Source organism: Devosia sp., assembly GCF_036563435.1.
Taxonomy (GTDB): Bacteria; Pseudomonadota; Alphaproteobacteria; order Rhizobiales; family Devosiaceae; genus Devosia.
In genome coordinates this window covers 406823-425407 of the sequence record NZ_DATCMJ010000001.1, presented here as the reverse complement: position 1 = coordinate 425407, position 18585 = coordinate 406823, and the positions used below count along the sequence as shown (strand labels likewise).

The window sequence follows — 18585 nt, the reverse complement described above, 5'->3', positions numbered from 1 at the left end:
CTCCTATCGCCACCAGGTCGGCACGAAGCGCAGGCGTGGCCCGGCCGGCATGTGGCGCATGAGGCGGCTGTAGACCAGGCCGCAAAGGAAGAAGACAACCAGCGACACGGCCAGGAAGTAGACCGCGGCCACCGAGAAGTGCAGGAACGCATTGTAGTCGCGCTCGAACAGCTCCTTTGCCGTGATCATCAGGTCCTTCTGCAGGCCGATCACCGGCAGGGCAAGGTAGACGATGGCGGTGGCGTGGAACAGGAAGACGATCTCGTTGGTATAGGCGGGCCAGGCCAGCCGGATCAGATTGGGCCAGATCACCTGCCGGAACTGCTGCCGCCGGCTCATGCCATAGGCCCGCGCCGCCTCCAGTTCTCCCCGCGGCACCGCACGCAGCGCACCATAGAAGATCTCGGCCGTATAGGCGGCGGTATTGAGCGTCAGCACCAGCGGCCCGATGAACAGCGGGTGCAGCACGAACCAGGAAATGTCGAGCGGCTTCCAAAGCGAGACGTTGAACGACAGCGCCAGCGAATAAAGCATGAAGAACTGGATAAAGAGCGGCGACCCGCGGAAGGCGTAGATATAGCCGCGGCTCAGGCGGTTGATCAGCGGATTGCCCGAGGCCTTGCCCAGCGCCAGCATGATGGCGAAGAGGAAACCCAGGGGGATGGAGGCGGCAGCAAAATAGAGGTTGAACACCACTGCCGGCGCAAAGATCGCGAGTTCTTCAAGGAAGCGCTGCATCAGCGGGCCTCGCTCACGATGCCGCGGCCGGCGCGTCTTGTGATGGCATCGAAGCCTTTTTCCGAGAGCCAGGTCACGAGGATATAGAACACGAAAAGCACGAGGTAATAGCGCCAGCGCCAGTCCTCATGCACGAGGCCGACAGCAGGAAGGAAGTTCGGCGCCCCGAGCCGGTCAGCCCAGAGGACGATGTCGGCGATCTGCAGCAGCGACAGGAGGGACGTGGCCTTGATGATCAGCATCCAGACATTGGAGAGGCCGGGCAGGGCGTAGACCCACATCTGCCGAATGTGGACGCGCCACAGCACCTGCCTTGCCGACATGCCGAAGGCGCGTGCCGCCTCGAGTTGCCCCTTGGGCACCGAGCGCAGGGCGCCATGGATGACATTGGTGGCGAAGGCGCCATAGACCAGCCCCAGCGAGACCGAAGCCAGGATCAGGTATTCAGGCGTGCCGAGAAACCAATTGGCTTCCTTGCATGGCGGCCAGGCCGCCGACTGCGCGGCGATCAATTCGGGCGTACAGACCTGCGTCGCCACCAGCCATTCCACGCCCTGCTCGAAGGCCAGCGGGAAGAACAGGAAGAAAAGGACATCGGGCACACCGCGAACGATCGAGGAATAGATCGTGCCGACAAGGCGCAGCGGCGCGTGGCGCGAATTCTTGAGCGTGGCGCCGATCAGGCCGAAGACGATGGCCAGCGCGCCGCCGGCAAGCGCGGCGAAAATGGTGAACTGGAAGCTCGCATACCAGGTCAGGTGCTTGCCATTGGTCAGGTAGCCCAGCCAGAAGACGAAGTCGTCGCTCATGAACTGGCTTTCGGGAAAGGAAGCATCGGCAGGCCCTGGAGGGAGTCCGGGGTGGGCGAACCCACCCCGGCAGACGTGTTACTCGGTAAAGAAGGGGCCGCGGCCCTCGAACCACTGGGCAATGAGCTTGTCCACGGTGCCGTCTGCCTTGAGGGCTGCCAGGGCTTCGTTGAACTTGGTCTTGAGCTCGGCTTCGTCCTTGCGCAGGCCGGCACCATAGCCGTCGCCGATCATGATGTCTTCGCCGACAAACTCCATTGCGCCGCCCGATGCGGCGATCACCGGATCGAGATAGGCGCCATCGGCAAGGATGGCGTCGAGATTGCCGGCGGCAAGGTCAGCCATGGCCTGATCGGCGGTGCCGAAGGAGACGACGGTGTTGTTGCTGCCGTAGTTTTCTTCGGCATAGGCGGCCTGGATCGTGCCGCCCTGGACACCAATGCGCTTGCCTTCAAGCGCGCTGAGGTCCAGGCCGGCGCCAGCGGCTGCAGCGAACTTGGACGGATCGGGCGGGAAGTAGTTGTCGCTGAAGTCGATGGTTTCGCGGCGTTCGTCGGTGATCGACATGCCGGCCATGATCACATCGTAGTTGCCGGCCAGGAGGTTGGGGATGATCGAATCCCAATCATTGATGATCCACTCGCAGGTAAAGCCGGCCTTTTCGCAGATGGCATTGCCCAGCTCGATCTCGAAGCCTGCAGGCTCGCCGGCGTCGTTGAGGAAGTTCCACGGGGCATAGGCGCCCTCGGTGGCAATCCGCACGGTTTCCTGCGCCTGAGGTGCCGAGCCGAGCGCCAGTAGCGCAGCGGCCGCTAGAATGAGCTTCTTCATAAACGTCTCCTTGTTGTGTCTTCGCCCGGTTTCCGGGTCGGTTTGGCTAAGGGTGATGGCTGGCGTTGAGGAACTGCTTGAGGCGAGCCGACTTGGTGGCGCCGAACACTTCCTCGGGCGCCCCTTCCTCCTCGATAAGCCCCTGGTGGAGAAAGATCACACGATCGCTGATGCTGCGGGCAAAGTCCATGTCATGGGTCACCAGGATCATGGTCCGCCCCTCGTCGGCGAGCACCTTGATAACGCGCAGCACCTCGACCTGCAGTTCAGGATCAAGTGCCGAGGTGGGCTCGTCGAACAGCATGACGCGCGGATTTATGCAGAGCGCGCGGGCAATGGCGGCGCGCTGCTGCTGCCCGCCTGAAAGCTGGTTGGGATAGCTGCCCGCTTTGTCGCGTATGCCGACCTTGTCGAGCGTTTCGAGCGCCTGCTGTTCCACTTCCGCGCGCTGGCGGCGCTGCACGATCAGCGGCGCTTCCATGACGTTTTCAAGAATGGTCATGTGCGCCCAGAGGTTGAAGCTCTGGAACACCATGCCCAGTTCGGAGCGGATGCGGCGGATCTGCCCTTCGTCGGCGATGTGGCGGCGAGAGCCGGCACCGCGCAGCGCGATCTCTTCGCCATCGATCATGACGGTGCCGCGATCGGGCACTTCGAGCATGTTGATGCAGCGCAGCAAGGTCGACTTGCCGGAACCGGACGAGCCGATCAGCGAAACGACTTCGCCCTCGCGCGCCGAAAAGGAAATGCCCTTGAGAACTTCGAGCTCACCAAAGGACTTGTGCAGACCGGTTATCGACACGACCGGGGACTTGTCCGCTTGAGCGGCAGCTTGCGCCATCTTCACCTTCGGCCCACAGGCGGGCGCATTCAGATACGGTGATTGCCTAGTCATGAGGCTGGCAATCTCGACCGCCCGCTAGAAAAGCAAAAGCGGGGGAGATAGCAAGGAGAAAACGCGTGATCGCGTGACGTGCCTGGGGATGTGCCCTGCTGCCTCTCCTTGTGGAGCTGCCATGTTCTATTTTCTGTCCAAGGTCTTCTGGGTCCTGGCCCAACCGCTCAGCATCGTCGCGCTGCTGACCCTGCTTGCGCTCTTCTGCTTCTGGCTCGGACGCCGGCGCTTGGCCATAGCAGCACAGGTCCTGGCCGTACTGGTGCTCTGCCTGTCGAGCTTCACTACTTTCGGCGCCCTGCTCATCCGGCCGCTGGAACAGCGCTTCGAGCGACCCGCCACCATGCCCGAAAGTGTCGACACGATTATCGTCCTGGGCGGATCGACGCTGGCGCGAGTCAGCACCGCGCGCGGCGTCGCCGAACTCAACGAGGCGGGCGATCGCCTGACGGAAGCGGTGATCCTGGCCATGCGCTATCCCGAAGCGACCATTGTTTTCACGGGCGGCACAGGGCTCCTCGACGGTGGCGAGGCGGAAGCGGTGACGGCCGAACGCCTGTTCCTTTCTATGGGCATCGCGCCCGAACGGCTGCAGCTGGAGGCGCAGGCGCGCAATACCGACGAGAATGCCGAATTGACCGCCGATCTCCTCGGCGACAGGGAGGGCACGGCCTTGCTGGTCACGTCGGCATTCCACATGCCGCGCTCTGTCGGGCTCTTCCGTCGCGTCGGCATCGAGGTGGTGCCGTGGCCCACCGACTATCGCGGTTCGGGTGCCGAGAGCTTTACCTTCGACTTTGCCAATCCGGTGCACAGCCTCAACATAACGACGGTCGCGCTCAAGGAATGGATCGGCCTGCTCGCCTACGCCCTCACCGGACGGATCGACACCGTGTTTCCGGCTCAGACCTCGAACTGATCGGCGGGCACGACAAGGCGGTAGTGGACGCTTTCCGGCATGACCTGGAACTGGGCCGTGCCGCCCACCGAGAGCGGCACGATGCGCTCCAGTACCAAAGTTCCGAAGCGCGGCCGGAGCCCGCCCTCGGCCACGCCGACGCCCACCTCGATCCATTCGATTATCAGGTCAGCGGGTTGATCTGGGCTATCGGCGATGCGCGCCTCGATCCTAACTTCGCCGCGGGCGTTCTCGGCTAGTGCCCCATGCAGCACGGCATTGGCGCCGAGTTCGTGCATGGCCAGACCAACATGGAGCGAAGCGTTGGGCCCGAGCAGGGGATTGGCCCCGGTAATGCAGACATGGGCGAGCTGGCTGCTGCCGACCCGTGCAAGCTGGGCCGTGACCAGGGCATGAAGATAGGTGCCGCGCCAGTCGCTTTCAGTCACCAGGTCCTGCGTGCTCGACAGGGCATGCAGCCGTCCGCGGAACTTGTCGAGGAAATCCTGGATGGTGCGGCTGTGGTTGGCAGTCTGCATCGCGACCGACTGCACGATGGCGAGGAGGTTCTTGGAGCGATGGCTGACCTCACGCAGCAGGGCCGTCACCGCCGCTTCGCGCCGCCGCGTCTCTGTGACATCGGCCACGACGATCAGCACGCCCGTTTCGTCGCGCTGCAGCTCCATCTCGTAGAGGTGCCGCCTCAGGCCCTCGCCGATCTCGAATTCCACGGTGCGGGGTTCCCCGCTGCGGGTAACCTGGTCGTGTGACTCGCGGATCAGGCGAGCGACGGGCGAGGGAAATACATCCGCCTCCTGTCGACCGACGAGATCGGTCACCGGCCAGGCCGCCGGCGCATTCTCGGCGATGTCGAAGCGGTGGTCCGGGGTCTGGTGCAACACGCAGACCCCGCGGATTGCTAGCCCGCGCAATAGCGCGCGCAGCTTCTCGGGCGCCTCGGCGGGGGGTGGAAGAGGGGACATCTGCAAAACCCTTCAGGTGCCCCGGACGCGTCGGGAGTCACATGCCTTATGCCTTCCAGAGGCACATGCTGAAAGTCAGGTGCGGCGGAAGAAGCCGATGACCAGCGAAATCACGAGGAATGCCAAGAACAGGAAGAACAGGATCTGGGCAATCCCCGCTGACGCGCCGGCGATACCACCGAACCCCAAGACGCCAGCAATGAGGGCAATCACCAGGAAGACAAGAGCGTAGTACAGCATCTTTGCAGCCTTTCGAAACCAGTGTCATATCAACGGAGTGGCTGTGGTCAGGTTCCTGTAAGGCAAAAGAAAAGGCCGGGGAAAACCCGGCCTTCACCAACTCTGCTGGTGCCCCGATCAGGCGGCGGCGCGCGAGCCCTCGTCGAAGAACAGCGCCTGGCTGATCAGCGCCTTCACCATGTCCGGATTGAACGGCTTGGTGACGAGGAAGGTCGGTTCCGGACGCTCGCCGGTCAGCAGGCGTTCGGGGAAGGCGGTGATGAAGATCACCGGCACCGAATGGGTGTTGAGGATGTCGTTGACCGCATCGATGCCCGAGCTGCCATCAGCCAGCTGGATATCGGCCAGGATCATGCGCGGCTGTGTCTGGTTGAACAGGTTGACCGCTTCCTTGTGGGTGCGGGCAACGCTCACCACCTTGTGGCCGAGGCTTTCCACCAGCTGCTCGATATCCATCGCGATCAGCGGTTCGTCCTCGATGATCATGATGTCGGTGGCAACCTGGCGCGAGATCTCGACAGAGGCTTCGTCCAGGAGAGACGAGAATTCCGCATCCGACACCGAAAGGATCTCAGCGGCCTGGGCATGGGTGAAGCCTTCCACGGCGACCAGCAGGAAGGCCTGACGGGGGCGTGGGGCGAGGTTTGCCAGGTTGCTGGCGGCGCGCTTTTCCCAGGCGAAGGTCGAGGTCGGTTCAGGAACCTTGACGGCCGAGGAAGAAAAGAGCGCGGAAAACAGCTTGTAAAGCGCGATGCGATCGTTCGAAGCTTGGGGGAACAGCGAAATGTCGGCGATGAGAGCTTCCAGTGTCGCCGCCACATAGGCGTCACCAGAGGTCTGAGACCCGGTAACGGCGCGCGAAAACCGCCGCAGGTACGGCAGATGCGGAGCAATCCGCGTAGACAATGTCATTAGTCTGAACTCCCAGTGACGCTTAAGGCTCGTGACAGCACGAAACCGCAAAACGGCGCCCGAAAAAGAAAGTTCCGAAGGGGAGGGAACTTTTTTTCCGAAGGCGCATTTCCTCACCCTAAGTGGGGCAATCACGAATTGACGGCTATTTACGGCATGATGAAGGACAAACTGGTGAGCCAGCAACGTATGCGTACGCAGGCGGGGCGGGCAGATGATGGGCTAGGTCCGAATACGGACATCGGCAATCGTCTGCGCGCCCTTTATGGAGCTGTTCAGGACGAAGGCGTGCCCGAGCAGCTTCTCGACCTGCTGGAAAAGCTCGACAGTGCAGAGCAGGCCCAGCAGGCCAAGAACCCAGCGCGTGACGGAGAGTAGCGGCCATGACCGAGCCGACTTCGTTCAAGCGCGAAATGCTTGCAACGCTCCCGAGCCTGCGCGCCTTTGCCGTTTCCCTTACCGGCAAGCACGACAAGGCCGACGACCTGGTGCAGGACACGGTCATGAAGGCCTGGGCCAAGCAGACCAGCTTCGAGATGGGCACCAATATCAAGGCCTGGCTGTTCACCATCCTGCGCAACGAATTCTATTCGCAGATGCGCAAGCGCGGCCGTGAGGTGCAGGACAGCGATGGCGCCTTTACCGAGCGCCTGTCGGTCCATCCGGCCCAGTATGGCTCCATGGACATGCAGGACTTCAAGAAGGCCCTGTCGCAACTTCCGGATGATCAGCGCGAAGCGGTGATTCTCATCGGCGCCTCAGGCTTTTCCTACGAGGAAGCCGCGGCCATCTGCGATTGCGCCGTGGGCACCATGAAGAGCCGCGTGAGCCGGGCGCGCACGCGCCTGCAGGACATTCTCAAGATCAGCGGCGAAGCCGATTACGGTCCTGACGCGGTGTCGGCCCAGGTCACCACGTCCAACCACAGCTTCTAGCGTGAACCGGCAAGCGCTGTCCGAACAGCGCTTGCCAAAGCCTCTTCCGGAATGGGCTTGCGCAGAACAGGCGCGTCTTCAAGGTTTCTGGTAAAAAGGCGCGTATCACTGGTCATGGCGACCATGGGCACGGCCCTGGCCCTCAACTCTCCGGCCAATGCGTGGTTCTCGGGCTGGTCGATCCGCAATTCCACGATGGCAATGGCAATGTCGGCACGCTGTGCGGTCAGGCGCCGCGCTTCCTCGGCATTGCGCGCGAACAGGGTTTCGCCAACGCCAAGGCTCTCCAGCATGCGCTGAAGGTCGAGAGCAATGAGGAATTCCTCCTCCACGATGAGGGCAGGCCGTCCGTTGAGCATTGTTTTTCCGCGCGCTTGGGTCCCTTCCATGCGGCGGATGCGTGCTTCTGTCATTTAAGTTTGACATGTAGGAGGGCGATGGCTACGGCCAATTGCTTGCCGCAGCCGCTGACACCTACGGTGTGATCCTTGAGTCTTGTTCTACCCAGTTCCGGACGCCGGGTGCCGTGCGAGCAGTGCCCCCTCCGTGCCATGCCCAGCTTCCGCGACTTCGAGCCGGAAGAGCTGCGCTTCGTCTCCTCGTTCAAGATGGGTGAACTGGTTGCGGAAACCGGCACGACGCTGCTCGACGAGGGCAGCCACAACTCCCACCTCTATACGCTCCTGTCCGGCTGGGCCTTCCGCTACAAGACCCTCTCCGATGGTCGGCGGCAGATCCTCAATTACCTCCTGCCGGGCGACCTGATCGGGCTGCAGGGCTCGGTCATCGGCGAGATGCAGCACTCGGTCGAGGCGCTGTCGCCGCTGGTCCTCTGCGTATTCGAGCGCAACCGGCTCCACGAGCTTTTTCGCAACCACCCTGGCCTGAGCTTCGACATCACCTGGCTGGCGGCGCAGGAAGAGCGCATGCTGGACGACCATCTGCTCAGCCTTGGACGGCGTTCGGCGGTGGAACGCGCCGCCTACCTGATCGCCTTTCTCTATCACCGCGCCGCCTCGGTTGGCCTGGCATCGCCCAGCGTGCTTTACCTGCCCATCACCCAGATGCACGTCGCCGACACCTTGGGCCTCTCGATCGTTCACACCAACAAGACGCTGCGAAAACTGCAGGACCGGAACCTGATCCGCTGGCTCGATCGCTCCTGCGAGGTTCTCGATATCGAAGGGCTGATGGAGGCGGCCAGCTGGGAAGGCCCGGTGGCAAGAAAGCGTCCCCTGATATAGACTTAGCTCGCCTCAAATAAGCCATCCGGCGTGGTTAACCAGAATCATGCAATCAGTGTGCTGCGAGCATGCGACAGATGACGGCGATCGACTTGACTGAACCGCAACCTGCCCGGCGGCTGGTAATTGGCTGGAATGGACGCCTGGTCAAGCGCGTTGCCGTGTTCACCTCCCTTGCCCTTGTGGTTCTCGCGGCCCTTGCCGCCCTGATCCTGCTCCAGGGCATCAACGGACAGATCACCGACGTCGTGCGCACCTATGAAGTGCGCAACGAGGCTTCCGAGCTGCGCACCGTGTTGAGCGAAGCCGAAAGTGCGCAGCGCGGTTTCCTGCTGACCGGCGAAACGAGCTACAGCCAGACCTATCGCGCGCTGTCTGTCACCATCGGCGACCGCCTGATGCGCCTGGCCGCCCTTGCCGCGGATGACAACCAGCAGGCGGCACAGGTGCGCAGCATCGCCGCCGAAATCGTCGCCAAGGCCGAGGAGATGGATCGCAGTGTCGGACTGGTTGAGAGCCAGGGCACTGCCGGCACCGCGCTGGAGCAGTCCGGCGAACGCGTCACCGCGCGGCTCCAGGAAAAGCTGCAGCAGTTCGTTGACGAAGAGAACAGCAAGCTCATCGAACGCAACCACGCCATTGATGGCTATCGGCGTAGCCTGGTGGCCGCCATCATCACGGCGCTCGCCGGCGCGGTCACCCTGACCTGGGCCCTGTTCACGCGCACGCAGCGCCGTGTCAGCGAGCTTACCCACAGCGCCGGCCGGCTCCATAGCGAAAACGCCCTCCTTGAAGCGCGGGTGCAGGAACGCACCCAGGCACTGGAAGAGGCTCGCCACCATGCCGAGCAGGAACGGCAGCGCGTTGAGGCACTGCTGCAGGATGCCAATCACCGGATCGGCAATTCGCTCGCAACCGTGTCCTCGCTCCTCGGCCTGCAACTGCTGCGCAGCCGGTCCGAAGAGGTCAAGGAAGCGCTTGAGTCTGCGCGCACCAGGGTGCATGCCATTGCCTCGGCCCACCGCCGCCTGCGCCTGGGTGACGACATGGAAACGGCCCGCGCCGACGAGTTCCTCGGCGCTGTGGTCGACGACATCGTCCTCACCGCAGCCGATGCCAAGGACATCGTGATCGAAGGCGATTTCGAGCCGGTGGTGGTGGGCACCCGCGATGCGACCACCATGGGCATTCTGGTGGGCGAACTGGTGACCAATGCGCTCAAGCACGCATTTCCGGATGGCCGCTGTGGCAAGATCATCTGCGCGCTCAAACGCAACGAGGAGGGCATTCCGGCGCTGACCGTCACCGATACCGGCGTGGGTCTTGCCAGCGACAGGCAGCCGGGTGAAGGTGGCCTTGGTTCAGTGATCGTCAACCAGTTGGCCAATCAATTCGGCGGCCATCCGCGCTACGAACCGGCCGAAGGCGGGGGCTTGCGCGTTACGGTGCCAATGCCGTCGCTAGCCAGCGAACGGGCGGTTTAGGCAGAGGGGAACATCGGTGCGCTTCATCGCCGTGCTGAACCGCGACGGCGGTACCTTGCGCACCATGGATCTCGACGATTTTTGCGCCACTATCTCCACCAGTCTCGCGCGCCATGGCCATAGCGTCGACTGCCGTGTCGTCGCCGGCCGCGACGTAACCGCGGAACTCGAGCGCGCCGCCGCCGACGATGCAGATGCATTGCTGGTCGCCGGCGGCGACGGCACCATTTCCACGGCCGCGGCGATCGCCTTTACCAGCGGCCGTCCCCTGGCCATCCTGCCGGCCGGGACGATGAACCTCTTCGCCCGCGCCCTCAAGCTGCCGCTGACCCTGAACGAGGCGGTCGATGCCGTTGCCGCCGGCACCATCGGGGAGATCGACATCGCCACCGCCAACGGCCGGCCTTTCGTCCACCAGTTCGGTGTGGGCGTCCATGCGCGGCTGGTTCGCATCCGCGACGGCATGCATTACCGCAGCCGGATCGGCAAGATGCTGGCGAGCCTCCGCGCCATTGCCGCCGCAGCGATGCGCCCGCCGCGTTTCGAGGTCGAGCTCCAGACCAGGCAGGGCATCGAGCGGCGCGTGGTCTCAGGGATCGCGGTCTCCAACAATCCGCTCGGCGACGGGCAGATCCATGCCGGCGGTCTCCAGGCAGGAGTCCTCGGCGTCTATATCGCAGCGCCGCTGACCACAGGGTCGCTCCTGCGTCTGGTCGCCAAGCTGTTCCTTGGCACCTGGCGCGAGAGCTCCATGGTCTCCGAAAGGGAAGTGGAGGAGGTTAGGCTCGCCTTCCCCAGGCGCAAGGGCGGAGCGCAGGCGGTCGTCGACGGGGAACTCACCGACCTCGACCATGCGGTCACCTTGCGCATCCACCCGCGCGGGCTCAAGGTCGTCGTTCCCGCCGACGACCAGCATTGAAGATGTGGAACCCTCCGGCCTCCATTGCGTTTCGCAGGATTGGCGGCTGCATCTATGCAGCGTTAGGGTACCCCAGCGTGAAGTTCAGAAGTGACAGATAGCAGCCGTTCTTTTCCGGCCGATGTGCAGCACGTTCTGAGTAACCCTGCAAGGCTCGAAGCTGTGGCGGCTCTGCTGTCCGACGAACCTGGCGACGCGGACTTCGCTCGCTTGGCCCGCATGGCTGCGCAGGTCCTTGGAACCAGTTCGGCCGTCGTGGCGCTGCTCGGCGAACACCAGCAGCATGTGCTGGGTCACTTCGGGCCGGCGCCGGTGCTGGACCTGCCCGGCGGCCATTCGGTCGGCGCCCATGCCCTGGCGCTGGAGCCCAGCGCCGCCTTGATCGTCTCCAATGCCGCCGAAGATACCCGTTTCGACCCTAGCACCTTTGCCGAACACCCCAACCTGCGCTTCTGTGCCGGCGCCAGCATCACGGTGGGCAACCAGAAAGTGGGCGCCATCTATGCCCTCGACCAGCGCGCGCGCGACGAGATTTCTCCCATGCTGGGCGAACAGCTGGTCGAGCTGGCGCATCTGGCCGCCTCCCTTTGCGAACTCAAGAGCGAGGCACGCGTCAGCCGCCGCACTGCCGCAGCCCTGATGCGCGAGGAATGGCGCCACGCCTTGACGCTGGAAGCAGGGCAGGTGGGAAGCTGGGTCTGGGATGTGCCCAGCGGCGAGCTCACCTGCAACGACATGTTCCGCCGCATGTATGACCTGCCCGAGGATACGGCGATCCAGGTGAATGACGTCCTCGCCGCCACCCATCCAGCCGACACTGAAAAGCTCCGGGCCGCAATCCGGGCCAGCTTCGACGAGGGCGTCGATTTCGAGGCCGAGGCGCGCTCTGCCGCCTCCAACCGCTGGCTGACCATGCGCGGCCGCGTCTACCAGCGCGATGCCGAAGGCAAGCCGCTGGTGATGATGGGCGCCGCCATCGACGTGTCGGAAAGCAAGCTCACGGCCGAGCATACGCGCCTGCTGCTGCGCGAGCTCAACCACCGGGTCAAGAATACGCTGGCGATGATCCAGTCGGTCGCCCGCCAGACCATCCGGCAGAACCCGGATCCGCAGGACTTCATCGATGCCTTCTCCGGTCGGTTGCGCACCATCTCCGACGCCCATGTGCTGCTTGCCGATCGTGACTGGAGCGGTGTGCAGCTCTTTGAAGTCATCGGATCCCAACTGGGTCCCCGCTTCCGCACCAACCCCGATCGCGCCGATATAAAGGGCGATGACGTTGCCCTGCCGGCTGACCATGCCCTCGGCCTTGGCCTGATCCTCCATGAGCTTACCACGAACGCTCACCGCCATGGGGCCTGGGCCGGACCGGAAGGCGTTGTGCAAATCAAGTGGGACGTGGTCGAGGAGCCGGTTCGCGGGCTGTCCCTCACCTGGCGGGAAACGGGTGGTCCGCAGGTCACCCCACCAAAGGAAGTGGGATTGGGTACGCGGCTGATCGAGCGGAGTCTTGCCAAGGTGCTCGACAGCGAGGTCAAGCTCAGCTTCGAGCCGGAAGGCGTCGTCGCACGCGTATGGATGCCGCTGCCCGAGCAGCAGGTATAGAGCCGCCGCCCAGGCGGCGGCTCCGACTATTCGTCAGTCTTGTGATTGCGACCGAGCCAGATATAGGCGGCGAGGGCCGCTGCCGGCAGGGCAAGCGTACGAAGTGCCGGCGACTTCATCAGCGTCGGCAGGGCCGTCACCGCAGCGGTGGTCACGAAGGCCGTGCTTTCGGTCGAACGCCTCCGCTCGGCGACTTCGCGCTTGTGCCGGTTGCTCGAGATCATGCTGCCCAGGTAGACGCCGATGGCGAGCACCAGGAAGGCTGCCGCAAAGATCAGCGCTGCGTAGATGACCCCAACGGCATCGCCTAGGGCGAGGAAACCGGCGGCCACCAGGAACAGCAGACCGACCGAGCCGAACAGCGCAATGACAACGTTGATGATGATGGCATTGCGGACCTGCTTGGTGATCGACTTGATCTCGAATCCAAGCAGGCCGGCAAGCGGAACCAGGAGGTTCATGGCCTAGTGGCGGGTCAGGAGGGCGAGCAGGTAGCCGATCCCCAGGGCGCTGGCGACGGCGGTCAGCGGCTTTTCGCGGATCGAGGCCTTGAGCTGCTCTTCCATGTCCATGGCGCGCAACTGCACCTCATCCACGGCATTTTCGGCGTGGCGCTGCAGATTATGCGCCTCGTTCTTGGCGACGGCCTTGGCCTCGTTGACCCGATCGCTCGTGAGCTTGGCCAGGGTCGCTGCAATGCCCTTGAGATCGTTCTGCAGTTGCGCAACCTGCTCTTCGAGCTGGGCCTCGCGCGCCTTGGCGCTGGCGCGGTTGACGCGCGCTGCGGCTGCGGTTGTGGCTTCGTTGTCGGGGGCAAGATCGGAAGTCTGGGCCATGTGACGCTCCTATGGTTGGCGTGGCATCAACGCAGCTATTCTGGCCCGGTTCCATTGCCCAAAGAAGACACCCCAATGCGCGCGAGGCACATTGGGGTGGCAAGGGGCGGGTGAAAGGGGGGCGACTTTCAACCCGCGGGCGCGTCTCATGATCTGAGAACCAGTTGCTGGCTGCGCCTGTTTTGTGTGCCGGGTGCTAGATACGTCCCATGAGAACCAGGATCAGGACGATCACGAGAACCACACCCAGAATACCGGATGGTCCGTAGCCGAAACCGCGCGAATAGCCCCAATTGGGCAGCGCGCCGATCAACAGCAGGATCAGAATGATGATGAGAATTGTACCCAAGCCCATGGGAGCTCTCCTTGTTATTGTGACGCTTTGAGGTGCCGCTAGAGCATAGCGACAAGGAGGCAGGCGGCGATCGCCAGGATCAGCAGGGCCGGGGCAAGGGATTTGAGGACATGCGCTTGGTGCGTCTGCCCATCGTAACCGTCGACCCACACCAGAGTATCGCGACCCGCATTCTCCAGTGCCTTGATGTCCAGGCTGGTCATCAACTACCTCCCTTAGCCGCGCTATTGCGCATGGCCAAGTAACGGGGCGACCGCGATATTGGTTCCGCGCCTGCTGTAGGGACAGTTTGATGAAATGACCCGGCTCACGCCATGGCGTCCAGCGCCTGCCTTTGCCGCAGCATTTCAAGGAAGATCCGGTAATCCCGGTCGAACTGCCTGCGCGCTCCGGGATCCGGAGCGCGTTCCCGCCCGGACTGCTGCATGGCGATGCAGGCCCGCTCGAGGCTGGGGTAAAGGCCGGCCGCCGTCGCGGCCACCATGGCCACGCCCAGCAGCGTCGCATCCCCCGCCTCGGCCTCGACAACGGTGCAGCCGGTGGCGTCGGCGTAGAGCTCCATCAGGATGGGGTTCTTGGTGTGGCCGCCGGCGACATGCAACGTGTCTATGGCGTAGCCGCGCCCATTGAGCGTCTCGAGAATATGCCGCACGCCAAGGGCGATCGATACGGCGGCGCGCCAATACAGGCGGCAGAGGGAGTCGAAGTCGCTGTCCAGCGTCAATCCCGAAATCACACCCAGCGCGAAAGGGTCACCCAAGGGTGAACGATTGCCATGGAAATCGGGCAGAACATGAAGGCGGCTGGCAAGGCTTGGGCCTTCCTGCGCCCGCAGCGTCGCGACGCGCTCGGCAATGCGCCGGTGCATCTCGGCGGTCGGTTCGCCACCGGCGCCATGCCAGCGGATCAGGTGGTCGAGCAGGGCGCCCGTTGCCGATTGCCCGCCTTCGTTGAGCCAGACGCCGGGCAGCACCGCGCCGAAATAGGGGCCCCATACGCCGGTGGTCGGGCGGTCCTCGGCCGACAGGGCCATAACGCAGCTGGAGGTTCCGGCGATCAGCGCCAGGTGCCGGTCGATGGTGCTGACATCGGGCGTGAAGGCCCCGAGCAGGCCCAGCGCTCCCGCATGGGCATCGATCAGCCCAGCCCCGACGCGGCAGGTGATAGTGAGGCCGAGTTCCCCAGCTGCCTTTGTCGTCAGCGGGCCGAGGTCGGTGCCGACGGGGCTGGCACGAGCGGGCAGGGCCGCCTTTTCCAGCAGGTCATCGAGACCCACCTCTGCCAGGAAATCGTGCTGCCAACCTTGCTCGCGATGCGCCAGGTAGGTCCACTTACAGGTCAGCGTCGATTGCGACCGGTCGAGCGACCCGCTGGCTTTCCAGGACAGGAAATCGCACAAGTCCAGCATCATGCCGGCACGGGTCCAGCTCTGCGGCATGTGCCGCTTGAGCCACATCAGCTTGGGCACTTCCATTTCGGGCGACATGACGCCGCCGGCATAGGTCAAGACTTCATGGCCGGTGCCGGTGCACTCTTCCGCTTCCGCCAGCGCGCGATGATCGAGCCAAACTATGGTGTCCCAGCGGTCCTCCCCATTGGTCGAGACGCTCACCGGTGCACCCCGAGCGTCGCGCACCACCAGCGAGCACGTGGCGTCGAAGCTGATCCCCGCCACCGCGACCGGTTCAGCCTTCGCAGCCGTCATGGCCTCGCGCACGGCCGTGCAGACGGCCTGCCAGATCTGTTCGCTATCGTGTTCGGCGTGATTGGCGTCGGTGCGGTTCATGGCGATTGGGTGTTCAGCCCGGCCGATCAACACGCCCTGCGCCGTCAGAACCCCCGCCCTGGCACTCCCCGTGCCCACGTCCACTGCCACCAGGAGGCTTTGCATAGACCGTGCCCTCTTCTCGGTTGGGCGCGAAGGTAGCCGAAGCGCCAGAGGGCGGCTAGGGGGCACCTGGAGGAGGGGGAAGCTTGGGCGGTGGCCGTGGCAAGGTCGTGCCAGAGGCGAGATCGTCATCCTCGGACTTGACCCGAGGAGACTTCACTTGCCGGCCGCTTTGCAAGTGGAGAGCCCTCGGGTCAAGCCCGAGGTGACGCGCGTCCCCAGAACGTTCCCTAAAGCTCCTCCGCCAGATACCGCTCCAGCGTCGCCTTTGTCCCGATCGCCCAGAGCGTCGTCAGCGCGTTGCTGAAGGCGACCACAAAGCTCGGCTGCCGCGCCAGGTCGCCATAGATATCGACCATGGAGAGCCAGGCCTTGGGATCGTCCTTGGCGAGCTTGGCCTGCCGCGTCAGGCGGTCCCAGTTGGGATCGTTGGGCTCGATCTCCGCGCCGCTTTCGGTTGTGCCGAAGCAATAGCGGCACCAAAGCGCCGATACTAGGGCCAGGCCCACGGCCGATTGCCCGGCACTGACCCGGTCTAGCGCCGAGGGAATGATGAACTTGGGCTGCCGGTTGGAGCCATCCAGCGCCAGGCGCCGGATCGTGTCGCCGATCTTGGGATTAGCAAAGCGCCGCTCGCAGAGCGCCAGGTACTCACCGAGGTCCGTGTCGGGCACCGGCGGCACGACGGGAAGGATTTCGTCCTGCTCCACCTTGCGCAGGAAGGCGGCAACCAGCGGGTTCTCCATCGCCTCGTGAACGAAGTGGATGTCCATTAGGCCCGCCGGATAGGCAATGGTGGCGTGTCCGCCGTTGAGGATGCGGATCTTCATATGCTCGTAGGGCGCCACGTCTGGAACGAACTGCACCCCGACCTTTTCGAGCGCCGGACGTCCCGCCGGGAAGTTGTCCTCGAGTACCCACTGCTTGAAGCTTTCGCACAACACCGGCCAGGCATCGTCGATACCAAAGTTGTCGGCAAGAAGCGTCTTTTCGCGCTCGGATGTGGCGGGCGTGATGCGGTCCACCATGCCATTGGGGAAGGCGACCGAGCTCTTGACCCACTCGGCCAGCGCGGGGTCGATCAGTGCGGCAAGCCCGGCTACCGCGTTCTCGGTGACATGGCCATTGCCCGGAATGTTGTCGCAGCTCATGACGGTAAAGGGCGTGACGCCCGCCTCGCGGCGTTTGACGAGACCCGCCAGAATCAGCCCGAAGGCCGTCTTCGGCTCGTCGAAATGGGCAGCGTCATGGGCGATGTCGGGATGCGTCGGGTCGAACTTCTGCGAAGCCGGATCGATGTAGTAGCCGCCCTCGGTGATGGTCAGCGAAACGATGCGAATGGCAGGATCGGCGAGCTGGCTGATGACGGCAGCGCTGTCGCCGGGCTGGAGGTAATCGATCATCGCGCCGGTGATACGCGCGGAACTCGCATCGGCTTCCTGCTCCACCACCGTGGTCAGCCAATCCTGCTGCCTAAGCTTTTGCCGCATGGCCTCGTCGGCCTCGCGCACGCCTGCTCCGATCAGCGCCCAGTCATGGCCCTCGCCACGATTGAACAAGGCATCGAGATAGACCGCCTGATGCGCCCGATGAAAATTGCCCACCCCGAAGTGAACGATGCCAGGGGTAAGCGCAGCGCGATCATAGGCAGGTACGGTGGCGGTGGCGATCCCGGGCAGGGCGGCGGCGGAGAGTTTGATGGTCATTCTGGTCGTCCTATTCTCACATCCGGCTCTGCCCCGGCGTCATTCCCGCGAAAGCGGGAATCTCTCTTGTGGCTCCGAAAGGGAGGTTCCCGCTTTCGCGGGAATGACGCCGTGGTTGTGCTTCAAATCGCCTTCCCCGCCGCATCGAAGCGGTAGATCCGCGCCGGATCGGGCGTGAGATACACATCGTCGCCATGACTGAAGGTCTGGTCGCCATCGGTGCGCACCGTCATCAGCTCCAGCCCGTCCACGTGCACATGGAGGAAGGTGTCGGAGCCCAGCTGCTCTGCCACGCCTACCTTACCCTTCCAGGCGCCGGTCACCGGCGCGCTCGACAGGGCGAAGTGCTCCGGGCGCACGCCGATGGCATGGGCGTTGTGCTTCCCCGCTTCCGGACCATCGACGAAGTTCATCTTGGGCGAGCCGATGAAGCCGGCGACGAAACGGTTGGCGGGCTTCTTGTAGAGTTCGAGGGGGGAGCCGAACTGCTCCACATTGCCGGCATTGAGCACGACGATGCGGTCCGCCATGGTCATGGCTTCCACTTGGTCATGGGTTACGTAGATCATGGTGGTCTTGAGCTGCTGGTGCAGCTCGGTGATCTCGAGCCGCATGTTGACGCGCAGCGCGGCATCGAGGTTCGACAAGGGTTCGTCGAACAGGAAGGCCTTGGGTTCGCGCACGATGGCCCGGCCGATGGCGACGCGCTGGCGCTGGCCGCCCGAGAGGGCGCGGGGCCGGCGATCGAGATAGGAAGAGAGGTTGAGCGTGCGCGCGGCATAGTCGACCTTGCGGTCGATCTCGTCCTTGCCGACCTTGGCCATCTTGAGCGGGAAGGCGATGTTGTCGCGCACCGTCATGTGCGGATAAAGCGCGTACGACTGAAACACCATGGCTAGCCCACGCCGCGCCGGCGGCGCCTTGGTCATGTCCTCGCCGTCGAGCAGGATCTGGCCCGATGTCGTGTCCTCGAGCCCGGCGATCAGCCGCAACAGCGTAGACTTGCCGCAGCCGGACGGACCGACGAAAACCACGAATTCGCCGTCCTCGATATCGAGCGAGATGTCCGGGATGATCTGGACTTCGCCAAAGGACTTCTTGACGTTGCGGAGGGAGATGGAGCCCATTTTTCAAAGTCCTTCGGTGATGTTCTTGAGCAAGGAGAGCAGGGCTAGCGCCTCCCTCCCCCTTGAGGGGAGGGATCGAGGGTGGGGGTTCTGGCGGCTCCATGAGCGCGGAGCCTGCGGATGAGCCGGAACCCCCACCCCCACCCCTCCCCTCAAGGGGAAGGGGAGCCTACGATCAGT

General features: G+C 63.8%; 22 protein-coding genes. 7 read left to right on the top strand and 15 right to left on the bottom strand.

The features are described 5' to 3' along the window. Positions 1–3 precede the first annotated feature (3 nt). The 4 genes from VIL88_RS02055 to VIL88_RS02040 all read right to left on the bottom strand — a co-directional run bounded on the left by VIL88_RS02055 (position 4) and on the right by VIL88_RS02040 (position 3219). Complete coding sequence (locus tag VIL88_RS02055; RefSeq protein WP_331985412.1) at positions 4–738, bottom strand: ABC transporter permease subunit; 735 nt, start codon at positions 736–738, stop codon at positions 4–6. Then, positions 738–1547 carry an ABC transporter permease subunit gene (locus VIL88_RS02050; protein WP_331985410.1) on the bottom strand — a complete coding sequence of 270 codons (810 nt, stop codon included), beginning with the start codon at positions 1545–1547 and terminating at the stop codon, positions 738–740. Before VIL88_RS02050 ends, VIL88_RS02055 begins: the two co-directional genes overlap by 1 nt. A gap of 78 nt (positions 1548–1625) precedes the next feature. After that, a complete protein-coding gene (locus tag VIL88_RS02045) occupies positions 1626–2378 on the bottom strand; it encodes a transporter substrate-binding domain-containing protein (protein ID WP_331985408.1) in 753 nt (250 codons plus the stop codon). A 46-nt stretch (positions 2379–2424) separates the two neighbouring features. Further along, positions 2425–3219 (bottom strand): amino acid ABC transporter ATP-binding protein, encoded by a 795-nt coding sequence (locus VIL88_RS02040; protein ID WP_331985406.1) that lies wholly within the window; start codon positions 3217–3219, stop codon positions 2425–2427. Positions 3220–3394: 175 nt separating this feature from the next. Here VIL88_RS02040 and VIL88_RS02035 point away from each other — a divergent pair, with 175 nt between their 5' ends. Continuing rightward, positions 3395–4192: a YdcF family protein gene (locus tag VIL88_RS02035; protein ID WP_331985404.1), complete on the top strand. Its 798-nt coding sequence runs from the start codon at positions 3395–3397 to the stop codon at positions 4190–4192. Here VIL88_RS02035 and VIL88_RS02030 read toward each other — a convergent pair. The 3 genes from VIL88_RS02030 to VIL88_RS02020 all read right to left on the bottom strand — a co-directional run bounded on the left by VIL88_RS02030 (position 4177) and on the right by VIL88_RS02020 (position 6306). Then, positions 4177–5073, bottom strand: coding sequence for a sensor histidine kinase (locus tag VIL88_RS02030; protein WP_331985402.1), 897 nt, complete (start codon positions 5071–5073; stop codon positions 4177–4179). The two genes, VIL88_RS02035 and VIL88_RS02030, sit on opposite strands and share 16 nt — an antisense overlap. A 156-nt stretch (positions 5074–5229) precedes the next feature. Further along, on the bottom strand, positions 5230–5394 hold the full coding sequence (locus tag VIL88_RS02025) for a DUF1328 domain-containing protein (RefSeq protein WP_220304415.1): 165 nt from the start codon (positions 5392–5394) through the stop codon (positions 5230–5232). 117 nt (positions 5395–5511) lie between these two features. Further along, positions 5512–6306: a response regulator gene (locus tag VIL88_RS02020; RefSeq protein WP_331985397.1), complete on the bottom strand. Its 795-nt coding sequence runs from the start codon at positions 6304–6306 to the stop codon at positions 5512–5514. A 174-nt stretch (positions 6307–6480) separates the two neighbouring features. On the opposite strand from VIL88_RS02020, the gene VIL88_RS02015 reads away from it, so the two are divergent. Both VIL88_RS02015 and VIL88_RS02010 read left to right on the top strand, forming a co-directional pair. Continuing rightward, positions 6481–6684, top strand: a complete 204-nt coding sequence (locus VIL88_RS02015; protein ID WP_414650100.1) for a NepR family anti-sigma factor — start codon at positions 6481–6483, stop codon at positions 6682–6684. Positions 6685–6689: 5 nt separating this feature from the next. Next, positions 6690–7241 carry an RNA polymerase sigma factor gene (locus VIL88_RS02010; RefSeq protein ID WP_331985395.1) on the top strand — a complete coding sequence of 184 codons (552 nt, stop codon included), beginning with the start codon at positions 6690–6692 and terminating at the stop codon, positions 7239–7241. On the opposite strand, the gene VIL88_RS02005 is transcribed toward VIL88_RS02010, so the two are convergent. Beyond that, positions 7238–7600, bottom strand: a complete 363-nt coding sequence (locus VIL88_RS02005) for a hypothetical protein (protein WP_331985393.1) — start codon at positions 7598–7600, stop codon at positions 7238–7240. The two genes, VIL88_RS02010 and VIL88_RS02005, sit on opposite strands and share 4 nt — an antisense overlap. 129 nt (positions 7601–7729) lie before the next feature. Here VIL88_RS02005 and VIL88_RS02000 point away from each other — a divergent pair, with 129 nt between their 5' ends. The 4 genes from VIL88_RS02000 to VIL88_RS01985 all read left to right on the top strand — a co-directional run bounded on the left by VIL88_RS02000 (position 7730) and on the right by VIL88_RS01985 (position 12493). Further along, positions 7730–8485, top strand: coding sequence for a Crp/Fnr family transcriptional regulator (locus tag VIL88_RS02000; RefSeq protein ID WP_414650099.1), 756 nt, complete (start codon positions 7730–7732; stop codon positions 8483–8485). A gap of 77 nt (positions 8486–8562) precedes the next feature. Further along, positions 8563–9969: a sensor histidine kinase gene (locus VIL88_RS01995; RefSeq protein ID WP_331985388.1), complete on the top strand. Its 1407-nt coding sequence runs from the start codon at positions 8563–8565 to the stop codon at positions 9967–9969. A 16-nt stretch (positions 9970–9985) separates the two neighbouring features. Next, entirely contained in the window at positions 9986–10888 is a 903-nt protein-coding gene (locus VIL88_RS01990) for a diacylglycerol/lipid kinase family protein (protein WP_331985386.1), read from the top strand. Between the two features lie 90 nt (positions 10889–10978). Further along, positions 10979–12493, top strand: a complete 1515-nt coding sequence (locus tag VIL88_RS01985) for a sensor histidine kinase (protein ID WP_331985383.1) — start codon at positions 10979–10981, stop codon at positions 12491–12493. Positions 12494–12519: 26 nt separating this feature from the next. Here the strand turns inward: VIL88_RS01985 and VIL88_RS01980 are convergent, their stop codons facing one another. The 7 genes from VIL88_RS01980 to VIL88_RS01950 all read right to left on the bottom strand — a co-directional run bounded on the left by VIL88_RS01980 (position 12520) and on the right by VIL88_RS01950 (position 18405). Continuing rightward, the gene (locus VIL88_RS01980) at positions 12520–12954 is read right to left on the bottom strand and encodes a hypothetical protein (RefSeq protein ID WP_331985380.1); all 435 of its coding nucleotides are present in this window, start codon (positions 12952–12954) and stop codon (positions 12520–12522) included. Positions 12955–12957: 3 nt separating this feature from the next. Further along, on the bottom strand, positions 12958–13329 hold the full coding sequence (locus VIL88_RS01975; protein WP_331985378.1) for a DNA gyrase subunit B: 372 nt from the start codon (positions 13327–13329) through the stop codon (positions 12958–12960). A gap of 196 nt (positions 13330–13525) precedes the next feature. After that, positions 13526–13684: a DUF3309 family protein gene (locus VIL88_RS01970; protein WP_331985376.1), complete on the bottom strand. Its 159-nt coding sequence runs from the start codon at positions 13682–13684 to the stop codon at positions 13526–13528. Positions 13685–13722: 38 nt separating this feature from the next. Beyond that, complete coding sequence (locus tag VIL88_RS01965; RefSeq protein WP_331985374.1) at positions 13723–13887, bottom strand: hypothetical protein; 165 nt, start codon at positions 13885–13887, stop codon at positions 13723–13725. A gap of 104 nt (positions 13888–13991) precedes the next feature. Next, entirely contained in the window at positions 13992–15575 is a 1584-nt protein-coding gene (locus VIL88_RS01960; RefSeq protein ID WP_331985372.1) for an FGGY-family carbohydrate kinase, read from the bottom strand. A 227-nt stretch (positions 15576–15802) separates the two neighbouring features. After that, positions 15803–17278 (bottom strand): mannitol dehydrogenase family protein, encoded by a 1476-nt coding sequence (locus VIL88_RS01955; RefSeq protein WP_331985370.1) that lies wholly within the window; start codon positions 17276–17278, stop codon positions 15803–15805. Positions 17279–17400: 122 nt separating this feature from the next. Further along, entirely contained in the window at positions 17401–18405 is a 1005-nt protein-coding gene (locus VIL88_RS01950) for an ABC transporter ATP-binding protein (protein WP_331985368.1), read from the bottom strand. Positions 18406–18585: the final 180 nt, after the last annotated feature.

What these genes read in the sequence shown, in the direction of transcription:
- VIL88_RS02055 (WP_331985412.1), bottom strand. Translation starts at nt 738, where the DNA reads ATGCAGCGCTTCCTTGAAGAACTCGCGATCTTTGCGCCGGCAGTGGTG.
- VIL88_RS02050 (WP_331985410.1), bottom strand. Translation starts at nt 1,547, where the DNA reads ATGAGCGACGACTTCGTCTTCTGGCTGGGCTACCTGACCAATGGCAAG.
- VIL88_RS02045 (WP_331985408.1), bottom strand. Translation starts at nt 2,378, where the DNA reads ATGAAGAAGCTCATTCTAGCGGCCGCTGCGCTACTGGCGCTCGGCTCG.
- VIL88_RS02040 (WP_331985406.1), bottom strand. Translation starts at nt 3,219, where the DNA reads ATGGCGCAAGCTGCCGCTCAAGCGGACAAGTCCCCGGTCGTGTCGATA.
- VIL88_RS02035 (WP_331985404.1), top strand. Translation starts at nt 3,395, where the DNA reads ATGTTCTATTTTCTGTCCAAGGTCTTCTGGGTCCTGGCCCAACCGCTC.
- VIL88_RS02025 (WP_220304415.1), bottom strand. Translation starts at nt 5,394, where the DNA reads ATGCTGTACTACGCTCTTGTCTTCCTGGTGATTGCCCTCATTGCTGGC.
- VIL88_RS02020 (WP_331985397.1), bottom strand. Translation starts at nt 6,306, where the DNA reads ATGACATTGTCTACGCGGATTGCTCCGCATCTGCCGTACCTGCGGCGG.
- VIL88_RS02010 (WP_331985395.1), top strand. Translation starts at nt 6,690, where the DNA reads ATGACCGAGCCGACTTCGTTCAAGCGCGAAATGCTTGCAACGCTCCCG.
- VIL88_RS02005 (WP_331985393.1), bottom strand. Translation starts at nt 7,600, where the DNA reads ATGCTCAACGGACGGCCTGCCCTCATCGTGGAGGAGGAATTCCTCATT.
- VIL88_RS01995 (WP_331985388.1), top strand. Translation starts at nt 8,563, where the DNA reads ATGACGGCGATCGACTTGACTGAACCGCAACCTGCCCGGCGGCTGGTA.
- VIL88_RS01980 (WP_331985380.1), bottom strand. Translation starts at nt 12,954, where the DNA reads ATGAACCTCCTGGTTCCGCTTGCCGGCCTGCTTGGATTCGAGATCAAG.
- VIL88_RS01975 (WP_331985378.1), bottom strand. Translation starts at nt 13,329, where the DNA reads ATGGCCCAGACTTCCGATCTTGCCCCCGACAACGAAGCCACAACCGCA.
- VIL88_RS01970 (WP_331985376.1), bottom strand. Translation starts at nt 13,684, where the DNA reads ATGGGCTTGGGTACAATTCTCATCATCATTCTGATCCTGCTGTTGATC.
- VIL88_RS01965 (WP_331985374.1), bottom strand. Translation starts at nt 13,887, where the DNA reads ATGACCAGCCTGGACATCAAGGCACTGGAGAATGCGGGTCGCGATACT.
- VIL88_RS01960 (WP_331985372.1), bottom strand. Translation starts at nt 15,575, where the DNA reads ATGCAAAGCCTCCTGGTGGCAGTGGACGTGGGCACGGGGAGTGCCAGG.
- VIL88_RS01955 (WP_331985370.1), bottom strand. Translation starts at nt 17,278, where the DNA reads ATGACCATCAAACTCTCCGCCGCCGCCCTGCCCGGGATCGCCACCGCC.
- VIL88_RS01950 (WP_331985368.1), bottom strand. Translation starts at nt 18,405, where the DNA reads ATGGGCTCCATCTCCCTCCGCAACGTCAAGAAGTCCTTTGGCGAAGTC.